The organism is Ohtaekwangia koreensis, assembly GCF_900167975.1.
Taxonomy (GTDB): Bacteria; Bacteroidota; Bacteroidia; order Cytophagales; family Cyclobacteriaceae; genus Ohtaekwangia; species Ohtaekwangia koreensis.
In genome coordinates, this window is sequence record NZ_FUZU01000002.1 from 968,266 (window position 1) to 979,327 (window position 11,062).

The 11,062-nt window shown below is 40.9% G+C and carries 13 protein-coding genes; 5 read left to right on the forward strand and 8 right to left on the reverse strand.

The window, feature by feature from the left end:
* The first annotated feature begins 135 nt into the window (after positions 1 to 135).
* The 3 genes from B5Y40_RS17150 to B5Y40_RS17160 all read left to right on the forward strand — a co-directional run bounded on the left by B5Y40_RS17150 (position 136) and on the right by B5Y40_RS17160 (position 2,552).
* Positions 136 to 1,014 carry a carbon-nitrogen hydrolase gene (locus B5Y40_RS17150; RefSeq protein WP_079688003.1) on the forward strand — a complete coding sequence of 293 codons (879 nt, stop codon included), beginning with the start codon at positions 136 to 138 and terminating at the stop codon, positions 1,012 to 1,014.
* Between the two features lie 80 nt (positions 1,015 to 1,094).
* A complete protein-coding gene (locus tag B5Y40_RS17155) occupies positions 1,095 to 1,448 on the forward strand; it encodes a four helix bundle protein (protein ID WP_079688004.1) in 354 nt (117 codons plus the stop codon).
* An 18-nt stretch (positions 1,449 to 1,466) separates the two neighbouring features.
* On the forward strand, positions 1,467 to 2,552 hold the full coding sequence (locus B5Y40_RS17160) for an agmatine deiminase family protein (protein ID WP_079688005.1): 1,086 nt from the start codon (positions 1,467 to 1,469) through the stop codon (positions 2,550 to 2,552).
* Between the two features lie 12 nt (positions 2,553 to 2,564).
* Here the strand turns inward: B5Y40_RS17160 and B5Y40_RS17165 are convergent, their stop codons facing one another.
* The 3 genes from B5Y40_RS17165 to rimO form a co-directional block, all read right to left on the reverse strand.
* A complete protein-coding gene (locus B5Y40_RS17165; RefSeq protein ID WP_079688006.1) occupies positions 2,565 to 3,143 on the reverse strand; it encodes a 5-formyltetrahydrofolate cyclo-ligase in 579 nt (192 codons plus the stop codon).
* 8 nt (positions 3,144 to 3,151) lie between these two features.
* Entirely contained in the window at positions 3,152 to 4,726 is a 1,575-nt protein-coding gene (gene bshC, locus B5Y40_RS17170) for a bacillithiol biosynthesis cysteine-adding enzyme BshC (protein ID WP_079688007.1), read from the reverse strand.
* A gap of 218 nt (positions 4,727 to 4,944) precedes the next feature.
* Positions 4,945 to 6,258, reverse strand: a complete 1,314-nt coding sequence (rimO, locus tag B5Y40_RS17175) for a 30S ribosomal protein S12 methylthiotransferase RimO (RefSeq protein WP_079688008.1) — start codon at positions 6,256 to 6,258, stop codon at positions 4,945 to 4,947.
* Between the two features lie 203 nt (positions 6,259 to 6,461).
* Between rimO and B5Y40_RS17180 the strand changes: the two genes are divergently transcribed.
* On the forward strand, positions 6,462 to 7,721 hold the full coding sequence (locus tag B5Y40_RS17180; protein ID WP_079688009.1) for a DUF6452 family protein: 1,260 nt from the start codon (positions 6,462 to 6,464) through the stop codon (positions 7,719 to 7,721).
* Positions 7,708 to 8,409, forward strand: coding sequence for a DUF6048 family protein (locus B5Y40_RS17185; protein WP_143785801.1), 702 nt, complete (start codon positions 7,708 to 7,710; stop codon positions 8,407 to 8,409). Before B5Y40_RS17180 ends, B5Y40_RS17185 begins: the two co-directional genes overlap by 14 nt.
* Positions 8,410 to 8,414: 5 nt before the next feature.
* Here B5Y40_RS17185 and ftsY read toward each other — a convergent pair whose 3' ends face one another.
* The 5 genes from ftsY to B5Y40_RS17210 form a co-directional block, all read right to left on the reverse strand.
* On the reverse strand, positions 8,415 to 9,365 hold the full coding sequence (gene ftsY / locus B5Y40_RS17190; RefSeq protein WP_079688011.1) for a signal recognition particle-docking protein FtsY: 951 nt from the start codon (positions 9,363 to 9,365) through the stop codon (positions 8,415 to 8,417).
* 241 nt (positions 9,366 to 9,606) lie between these two features.
* Positions 9,607 to 9,762 carry a DUF4295 domain-containing protein gene (locus B5Y40_RS17195; protein WP_079688012.1) on the reverse strand — a complete coding sequence of 52 codons (156 nt, stop codon included), beginning with the start codon at positions 9,760 to 9,762 and terminating at the stop codon, positions 9,607 to 9,609.
* Between the two features lie 3 nt (positions 9,763 to 9,765).
* The gene (rpmG, locus tag B5Y40_RS17200; RefSeq protein ID WP_079688013.1) at positions 9,766 to 9,948 is read right to left on the reverse strand and encodes a 50S ribosomal protein L33; all 183 of its coding nucleotides are present in this window, start codon (positions 9,946 to 9,948) and stop codon (positions 9,766 to 9,768) included.
* A gap of 76 nt (positions 9,949 to 10,024) precedes the next feature.
* Entirely contained in the window at positions 10,025 to 10,264 is a 240-nt protein-coding gene (gene rpmB, locus B5Y40_RS17205; protein ID WP_079688480.1) for a 50S ribosomal protein L28, read from the reverse strand.
* 99 nt (positions 10,265 to 10,363) lie between these two features.
* On the reverse strand, positions 10,364 to 11,014 hold the full coding sequence (locus B5Y40_RS17210; protein ID WP_079688014.1) for an HAD family hydrolase: 651 nt from the start codon (positions 11,012 to 11,014) through the stop codon (positions 10,364 to 10,366).
* Between the last annotated feature and the right edge of the window lie 48 nt (positions 11,015 to 11,062).

Genomic DNA, 11,062 nt, shown 5'->3' on the forward strand with positions numbered 1-11,062 from the left:
TTCTTAGTCTGACGCTAATATGAAGCCCTCTGAACTTTTTCGGAGGGTTTTCTTTTTATGCATATCGGAAGTAAATCATGATTTTTGGAACACGAATTACTTCCTAATTTTGCAACCATTAAAAGCTGAACACACGTGAGTAAAAAAGTGAAAGTTGGAACCGTGCAGATGTCATGCACAGAAAACCCGGATCAGAACTTGGCAAAAGCCATCGAGAAAATCCGTGAAGCTGCCGCAAAAGGCGCGCAGATCGTTTGCCTGCAAGAGCTCTTTCGTTCGCTATACTTCTGCGATGTAGAAGATTACGAGAACTTTAAATTAGCAGAACCAATTCCAGGACCGTCAACGGAGACCCTATCCGGTGTTGCCAAGGAACTTGGCGTTGTGATCATTGCATCACTTTTTGAAAAACGTACACAAGGTATATATCACAATACAACTGCGTTGATTGATGCAGATGGTACATACCTCGGCAAGTATCGCAAGATGCATATACCGGATGATCCGGCTTACTTTGAAAAATTCTATTTCACGCCAGGCGATCTTGGCTATAAAGTTTTTAAAACCAAGTTTGCTACAATAGGCGTTCTCATCTGCTGGGATCAATGGTATCCGGAAGGAGCGCGTATTACTTCGCTGATGGGTGCAGAAATTTTATTCTACCCGACTGCGATCGGATGGGCTACGTCACAAGATGAAGCTACCAACTCCGAACAGTATAACGCGTGGCAAACCATTCAGCGCAGTCACTCTGTAGCCAATGGCCTTCACGTTGTAAGTGTAAACCGTGTTGGCTTTGAACAAAACGGAGCGATGAAATTCTGGGGCGGTTCGTTTATCTCGAATCCATTTGGACGGCTGCTATATTTAGCATCACATGATCAGGAAGAAGTACATGTAGAAGAAATTGATCTCGACCAAACCGATCGCTACAGAACGCACTGGCCATTCCTGCGCGACCGCAGAATTGATTCGTATCAGCCAATTACGAAGCGGTTTATAGATGAAGATTAAGTCCGTAAGACGGTAAGTCTGGAAGTCCGAAAGACAGTTGTTGTGTAAATGAAATTAATACCGTTAGCTATTTAACGTATATGGGATTTAAATTTGAGAAACTTATTGTTTGGCAAAAGGCCGCAGATCTTTCTGAAAAAGTGAATGAACTGGTAAAGAAGTTTCCTAAGGATGAGATGTATATATTAACTTCTCAATTTAAAAGAGCTGCTGATTCAGTTTCTTTAAATATAGCGGAGGGATCAACAGGTCAGTCAAATGCAGAATTCAGTAAGTTTTTAGGATATGCTCTTCGATCAGATGTAGAAGTCGTAGGATGTCTACATCTTGCCGCAAGAAGAAAATATATTTCTCAGGAAGAGTTTAAAGAACTTTACAAATATTGCGAAGAGCTTTTGGTCATGATCAACAGCCTTCGAAATACTCTTAAGTAAGAGAGACTAAACATTATAATGAGCAACGAATCAAACTTTCCGTCTTCCGGACTTTCCGACTTTCGGACTCCAAAACATCTCGGCTATTTTTTCCCTGCAGAGTTTGCTAAGCATGATGCAACGTGGCTGAGCTGGCCTCATAAGGAAGCTTCGTGGCCTGGAAAGATTGAAACTATATATCCGGTATATGCGCAGTTTATAAAACTGGTAGCAGAAGGAGAAAAGGTAAATATCAACGTTGTTGACGAGGCAATGAAGCAGAAGGCACTGCGCTATGTTCAGGAAGCGGGTGCGGATTTGAATAACGTTCAATTCTTTATTCATCCCACGAATGACGCCTGGTGTCGTGATCATGGCCCTGCATTTTTGCTGAACCCCAACGCAGAGCAGAAGAAAATTATAGTGGACTGGGGTTATAACGCATGGGGTGGTAAATATCCTCCATTCGATCTCGATGATAATATCCCAACGTTAATTGCTAAACATTATGACATTCCGGTAGTATACCCGGGGATTGTTATGGAAGGCGGCTCTGTTGAATTCAATGGCAAAGGGACATTACTCACGACAACATCTTGTCTATTAAATGAAAATCGTAATCCACATCTTGATCAAAAGCGAATCGAAGAGTTCCTGTATAACTACTATGGAGTAAGTAATATACTTTGGTTGGGTGATGGTATTATTGGTGATGATACCGATGGGCACATTGACGATCTTACGCGTTTTGTAAATGAAGATACCGTTGTCACCGTTGTGGAAACGAATAAAAGTGATGAGAACTATGAGCCTTTGCAAGAGAACTTAAAACAGCTTCATAAACTCAGACTTGAGAATGGAAAGCAGATGAACGTTGTTGAATTGCCAATGCCTGCAGCTATAGTATATGAAGATATGCGATTGCCTGCATCGTATGCTAATTTTTATATCAGCAATAAATATGTTGTAGTTCCTACCTTTCGGGATAAGAACGATGACAAAGCGCTTGAGATTATTCAAAGTACTTTTTCAGATCGCAAAGTTATAGGCCTTGACTCTGTTGATATAATCTGGGGCCTTGGATCTTTCCATTGCCTGAGTCAACAGGAACCATCAATAGTATAGAAACTTTCGAGCTTAAGATTGAAAACTGAAAGCCTGGTTGGGAGTAACGCAGATGTTTAGAGGTATATCGTGGGCCTCTACATTTTCTATATATTCTATAGGATCGAAAAGTGAGAGACCAACACTTTTGCATGAAGGTTTGCATTCTGATAGAAAGCGATCGTAGTACCCTTTGCCATAGCCTACGCGATTACCTTTGGTATCAAAGGTTAACATCGGGACAAATACCATATCAATTTTTTCTGACTCTGTAGGTACCCCTTGCTTCGGTTCCAGGATGCCCCATATATTTTTTTGAAGCTGGTGCAGTCCTTCGAAAAAGAAATTTTCAAGCCCTCCGGTTTCTGTATTGATCTTCGGTATAGATAGTCTTATGTGCGGAAACTCTCTCCGGATACGGTCTATGATCAGCCAGGTATTGGGCTCGCGTTTCTCTTCAATCGGTATAAATGTATGTAACACTTTTATGAACGATAGATCGACATGCGCGAAGAAATTTTCACACAACTGATAATTGAGCTGCCCGTATTCTGCTTCTGAAATTGATTTTCGTTTTTGAAGATATACTTTTCGGAGTTCAGCCTTTGTCATATTCAAATTTAAAGCTGGCTTTCGTAAGAAATAACATTGAATCGAAAATCAAACGGATCAAATAGCTCTTTCAATTTTTGAATGAACGCAGCGTCTTGCTGGTGGAAGTTCAGGAAGTTGTCTGTTCGTTCCTGCAGGCTGCCATTGGGAAACAATGTATCTTTTATACTTTCTATCTGACGAAGCTTATCCGTATGCAATCGCTTCTCAGCACGGAGCAGTTTCCGTTCTATTTTTTCGAGGCTATTCAATGCGCGTTTACCTTCAGCAGCTATATAGGCAGTTAAGGTTTTATCGATAGCGTCCGATCTTTTCTTTAGCGTCTCAAATATTTCAAGAACCTGGCTTCGTTCTGCTCCTACCGTAAGATTACGAGGTGAATGTTTTAATACCCAATGATTGAATATATAGTTCTTCTCTTCGAACAGATCTTTTAGTTCGAGGCCTGTCTTCTCATACTTGCGAACAACGGTATGATCCATTACCATCGCAAAATTACGCGGCATCAAAACCGGGAATGGCGTTTCGAATTTTTCAAATACGCTTTTCAACTGAAGCCAGTATACTACTTCGGACGGACCGCCTACATAAGCAAGATTTGGCAAAATCATTTCCTGGTATAGTGGTCTTAGAATTACATTGGGACTAAACCGTTCGGGATGCTTTTCTATCAGTTCATTTATTTCATCCGCAGAGAAGGAAATATCCGTATCAACTACTTGATATTTATCTCCCGATTTTTCAATCCTGCTTCTCAGACTTCCATCGAGATAAAAGAAATTTATATCACGACAGTATACCTGTATTTTATATCCGTTGTTTTCTAGTGCTGCATTCGTTTTGTCTACCAGGCTCTTTGTAGAATTGGCAACTATATCTTGTCGGATTACCTCTTTAAAAACAGATTTGAGTTTAGGGTTATCGGCATCAATCACTACAAGTCCTTCATCGCCAAACAGTGCATTAACATAATGACGGACAGCTTCACTCAGCGTTTTATTTTTAGTATATGCCTCTTTGAAAGGAGAAATGTCTCCGGGAATTTCATTCAGCAGCGGTAATAAATCTTTAGTCGAGAACCTGCCGACAGCGCCTTTCTGATTTGTGCCCCACGCATACTTTTTACCGTAGAGTCTGAAATACTTTATCTCATCGTAGTCATGATCTTCGGAGGCCATCCAGTATACAGGAACAAAGTTATATTCAGGATAACGTGCCTTCAATTGCTTACACGTATTGATGACGGTAATGATCTTATATATAAAATACAGCGGACCGGTAAAGATATTCAGCTGATGGCCTGTTACAACTGTGAAGGTCTTTTCGTGTTTCAGTGCCTTTATATTTTGCTGTACAGCATCAATGGCTGGTGTCGAAGTGTATTGCTGTTCCAATACTTCAACCAATGTATTTCGGGTCTGAGTTGAAAACGATTTACCTTTTTCAGCAAGTTGACCTTTGAAATTTTCAATGAGTGGAAAGTGATGATAGAAGGGCTTAAGAGATTCTTTTTGTTGAATGTAATCCAGGAAAAAAGAACTGAAGGATCGCGTTTCAGCGAAGGAGATTTTCTCAAGCTGCATAAGTCAGGAACACGGATTGGTGGTACGTGAATTCACAAGTCGAATAACGGTAATTTCCGGTATTAAGTTTAGCAAATTGTTATGGCAGGAGATTGTATTTTTTAATGAACGACCTTCCTGCTATAGCGAATTTGTTAATGAAATGTTAAACCATACTATTGGATATATAGTATGGTGATGAATGTGTATGGCCTTCTAAACGAAAAGATTAAATCAGATCAATCCGCAATGCTTCCGGTCAAATCAAACTCCGTTGCTGACTTGATCTTTACAGTAACGAAATCGCCTACGCGCAAATAATTTTCAGGGCTATGGATAATCACTTCGTTATCAACTTCGGGAGAATCAAATTCTGTGCGGCCTATAAATTCGCCACCCTCTTTGCGATCAACCAATACCTTGTAAATCTTTCCGATCTTCTGTTGATTGAGTTCAAGGGAGATGCCTTGCTGAAGTTCCATGATCTCGTCAACACGCTGTTGTTTTACATCATCGGCAACATCATCCGGCATAGAATGAGAGTGTGTATTTTCTTCGTGTGAGTAACCGAAAACTCCGAGACGATCGAAACGTGACTTTTCTATAAAGTTTAAAAGATCATGATAGTCAGCTTCGGTTTCTCCCGGGTGGCCAGCAATCATCGTTGTACGAATTGCTATACCCGGAACTTTCTCGCGAATGGTCTGCAACAATTGTTCAGTTTTTTCACGTGTTATACCTCTGCGCATAAGTTGCAGCATACGTGTTGATCCGTGTTGAAGAGGTATATCAATATACTTACAGATGTTTGAGCGCTCGGCCATTACCTGAAGAGCATCCATGGGGAATCCCGCAGGGAATGCATAATGTAGTCTAATCCAATCTATACCTTCAACATCGGAAAGTCGTTGGAGAAGCTCGGCCAGATTTCTCTTTTTATAAAGATCTAAACCGTAATAAGTAGAATCCTGCGCGATGAGAAGTAATTCTTTTACACCATTCTTTGCTAGGTTTTTAGCTTCCAGCACCAGCTCTTCCATGGGTCTGGAAATATGGCCACCACGCATCAACGGAATAGCACAGAAGGAACAAGGACGATCGCATCCTTCCGAAATTTTCAGATACGCATAATGACTGGGATTGGTAAGAATCCGTTCGCCCACTAATTCGTGTTTGTAGTCAGCTTTAAAAACTTTCAGAATGCGCGACAGATCGCGTGTGCCGAACCATGCATCGACATCTGGAATTTCTTTTTCAAGATCATCTTTATAGCGTTGCGAAAGGCAACCTGTAACATAGACTTTATCAACAATGCCTTCTTCCTTGGCATCTACATAGCGTAAAATAGTGTCGATAGATTCCTGTTTGGCGTTATCGATAAACCCGCAGGTATTTATAACCACAACGCTGGCATCGTCTTCTTTTGATTCGTGGACCGCCTCAATTCCATTTCCACGCAGTTGAGTCAATAGTACTTCTGAGTCCACCAGGTTTTTGGAGCAGCCCAGTGTTACAATATTGACCTTTGTTTTCTTGTTACCCTTTGTCTTCATTTAAATTATATCACCACTTGCGTTTTCAAACAACAATCAGGTTTCAATAATTCAAAAGGAGAAATATCCGAAAGAATGATTTTGACCTTGATTTCGATGTTTGCTACGTTGGGGTTTCTGTTATGAATGCAAAAGTACTAAAAATAAATGGGCACAGAATTTGGGCTTTGGGGCGTTAAACTATCTTTACGACCGCAAAAACTATGAGAAAAACGAGCTGGTTCATCGCTTTCATTATTCTGGCTGCCTCGTGCCTGGACGATCCGGATTGCTTTCAACTCAATAATAATTTTTTAGGCATCTCTTTTCATGTGATGGGCTCTACGGTTGCCGATACCCTGAAGGCAACGGAAATATCATTCTCGGGTACCAGCGCAATCACCGCTGACACTGCCACCAGCATTTCATTGCCACTGAATTATACAGCAACAGGTACAGATATTTTCTTTACCAGAAGTGATGGCAGCAAGGATACACTGAAGTTAAGTTACAGCACAAAAATACAATACGTTTCAGATGACTGTGGTTCACGCTATATCTTGTCGGACCTCAATGTAGCAAGCCATTCATTTGATTCCATCAGGCTTGTAAACACTACGCCTACAAAAAGCGGAGGAACTAATATTGCTATATATCGCTGCCCGAAGGTTGGCATGGTTGGACTCACCCTGCAGCAACTCTATATAACAGGAACGGCTACTCAGTCGGCCACTACACGCAGTACTATATTCAATAGCGTAACAGCTGATTTCAGTGGTGAAAATTTTTATGTAGATCAAACAGCATCCACACTATATCTTCCGGTTAATCTTACCCAGGAATTCTCCACCTATACCTTTGATTTTGCAGATGATTTTGGATTAGCAGATTCGGTCAGAAAGCTAAGGTTGACCTATAGGATCTTTGAAGTAGAACGTTACAAGCAGTGTGGCAACCAAAAATTTATAGATAGCTTAAAAATAGATTTTGCAAATGCAGCTACGACTTTTGATACTGCATCTATAGCATTGGATAGTGATGATGATCGGCTCGAAGCATTGCAGGATCCTGCAGTGGTTAATGTTAAATTGATGCGGTGCCCCGAAACAAATCTCACGCAGGTTGTTTTCAGAAGACCGGGCACTACGACAGCAACGGCTGTACATATTAAAAGTATCACTACAAATTATTCTTCTGATATTTACTATGCAGGCGATACAACCAGTACAGTGAAGCTTCCACTGAATCCTAGCGCAAGCGTGAACAGCACTCAGTTTATTGTTACTTATACGGAAGCCGATCGGGCCGCTGATACTATATCTGTGAGTTATACTACTACTTTAGATACGCTATTTCCCGGTTGTGGTCCACAAGTGATATATTCTGATCTGGTAAATTTATTGGAAGGTGGAGACACCGATGTACTCATAACGAATGATGTTAAATTTCCAGCCGTTACAAACATTGCAGTTGAAGTCAATTAACATATTGCTCCTGGTTTTCTGCAGCACATTTGTGTTCGCGCAAAACGATTCGTCATCCACGAAGATTGATTCGCTGGAAAAGAAAAGCTATAAACCAACGGGAATTAGGATTGGTACTGATGCTCTTTCTATCGCACGGAATTTTTACAGTAAGACCTTCAATGGATGGGAGGTAAATGCGGATGTTGACTTCAATCGCTTTTTTCTCGCAGTTGATTATGGACACTGGGCAAGAACGTATGGTGGTGATAACGGCGATTACGATAATTCAGGGAATTATTTCAGAGCTGGTGTAGATGTTAATTTCCTCACAAAGGATCCTGAACAAAATATGTTCTTTATAGGAGGACGTTATGGTCAATCCACATTCTCCGAGCACATGAGAATCGTAGGTGTTGAAGATGAAATATGGGGCTCGCTTGATAAAGAGTTGTATAATACGAATGTAAGGGGTCACTGGTTTGAATTGACGACAGGACTTCGTGTAAAGATGTGGAAGTATATATGGATGGGCTATACCGCTCGCTTCAAATTCGGATTAAGCACGAACGAAACCGGTGAAATGGTCCCCAGCGATGTGCCTGGCTATGGTCGCACGGATAAAGAATCTACCTGGGGCTTTAACTACCAAATATTCTTCAGGATACCTGTGAGAAAAACTCCAGTGCCGCCCGCCACTAAAAAATAGTGAGATTAGTTTCGCTTAAACAACGAGTCTACGAACTCGTTCTTGTCGAATATTTGAAGGTCATCTACTTTCTCTCCAACACCTATATATTTTACTGGAATTTTAAACTCATCAGAAATTCCAATAACAACGCCACCTTTCGCAGTGCCGTCAAGTTTGGTAATAGCAAGTGCCGTAACTTCTGTAGCCTTGGTAAATTCTCTTGCCTGGATCACAGCATTCTGGCCGGTGCTTCCATCCAATACCAGGAGTACTTCATGAGGAGCATCTGGTATAACTTTTTGCATGACGCGCTTAATCTTGGTAAGCTCCGCCATCAGGTTGATTTTTGTATGAAGTCTTCCTGCAGTATCTATAATAATGACGTCAGCATTCTGATCGACACCAGCTTTTACGGCATCGAAAGCAACGGCTGAAGGATCAGTGTTCATACCTTTCGCAATAACCGGTACGCCTACACGCTCGCCCCAAAGTTTCAGTTGATCTACTGCTGCTGCACGAAATGTATCGGCTGCACCGAGCAATACATTTTTACCTTTCTTTTTGAATTGAGCCGATAGCTTTCCTATCGTAGTTGTCTTGCCGACACCGTTTACGCCCACAACCATAATTACATAGGGCTTTTTGTCGGCAGGGGTTTCAAATTCCTGAATCTCCTTCGAGTTAGTTTCAGATAAAAGAGATGCCACTTCCTCTTTTAGAATTCTATCGAGTTCGGATGCTCCTAAGTATTTATCGCGGGCTACACGTTGCTGAATGCGCTCTATAATTTTCAGTGTTGTTTCAACGCCCACATCGGAAGACACCAGAATTTCTTCCAGGTTATCTAAAACCTCATCATCTACAGTAGACTTTCCTACAAGAGCTTTTCCGAGTTTACCGAAAAAGTTATCCTTGGATTTCTCCAGTCCTTTGTCGAGTGATTCTTTTTTATCTTTTGAGAAAAGTCCGAACATAAATAGATTCTAAATGACAAGTTTCAAATATCAACAAAATCCAATAACCAAGGCAAACCTCCGATAATAAGGATTGCTAATACAACCGTTGATCTGATTTAAAAATTCATGCTCCAAACAAGCAAACTATATATTTCATGGGCTCCATTCTTTCGGATCAAACCTCGTTAAAATACTTGTCGCTCAGTGAAGGCAAAAAAAAAGTCCCTCATAAGGGACTTCTGTTTCTTATATAACCAGCTTATTTTTTAGCGAGTGTTTCTTTCACTAAATCAGCTGGAACGATTTCTTCTCTAAAGGTGTAAGCACCCGTCTTTTCAGACTTCACAGCACGGATCACTTTTGCAAAGCTCTTTCCGTCAGTTTTCTTCAGGGTCGCGACTACTTTCTTTGCCATGGGTTATTTAATTTCTTTGTGAACAGTTACTTTTTTCAAGATAGAATTGTACTTCTTCAGTTCCAATCTTTCTGTTGTGTTTTTACGATTCTTGGTGGTGATGTAACGGCTCATACCTGGCTGGCCGCTGGTTTTATGCTCTGTGCATTCTAAGATCACCTGAATCCTGTTGCCTCTCTTTGCCATTTTCTTTTACGTTATTTGTTGATCGCCTTTGGTTATACGGATAATTTTATAACTCATCAACGATTGACATGTAATACTATAATACCAGAAATCCGTTAGCTCTGGCCTCTTTCAATACCGCGGTAATACCATTCTTATTGATGGTCTTAATTGCCTTGGTAGACAATTTCAACGTAATCCACTTATCCTCTTCAGGAATGTAGAAGCGTTTCTTTTGAAGATTTGGTAAAAATCTACGTTTCGTCTTGTTGTTAGCATGCGATACGTTGTTACCAACCTGAGGTCTTTTTCCTGTTATTTCACAAACTCGTGCCATAATGAGCTCAATTTTAGCCCCTTCTAAAAAGGGATTGCAAATATCGGAAAAACCTTCCCAATAATCCAAAACCAATTTCAAATAATCCTAAGTCTTTTCTTAAAAAAGCCTGGAAATCAATGTTTCCGGGTCAAGATTTTCAAAATCGGTAATTAAAAGGTCGGTTTGATGGAGCTCTTCCGGAGTGTGCGTGGTTGTTATTCCCACCACTTTACATCCCGCGGCCTTGCCTGCAGCGACTCCCGAAAGTGAATCTTCAAACACGATGCAGTTTTCTGGTTTAAAGCCTAACGCTGCCGCAGACTTCAGGTAAATCTCCGGATCAGGTTTCCCTTTGCTCACAAACGAATCATCGAGAATGGTCGGAAAGAAGCGTTCAGTATGGGTTTTAGATAGCGAGAAATCTACGTTAGCGCGTGGCGCAGACGTTGCAACGGCTCTTGGAATTCCTGCCTTCTCTGTTTTCTCGAGGAAGCCGATCAATCCTTTTACCGGTACGATGTCTTTATCATATAACTTCCGATAGAGCGCTTCCTTCTCTTCTGTATATTGACGGATTTTTTCATCTCCTATATTTCCGAAAATGTTAAGGATCCAATCGCGGTTTGTGCGGCCATAGATCTTCTCGCGGAGTTCTTCCTCGCTCAGATCATGTCCATGCTCTTTACAGAACTGAACCAAAGCAATCTTGTGATATGGATTGCTGTCAACGATCACTCCATCCATATCAAAAAGAAAAGCATATTTCATAAATTCGTATTTATAGTGACACATTCGTATTGATGAATAACAGAATTC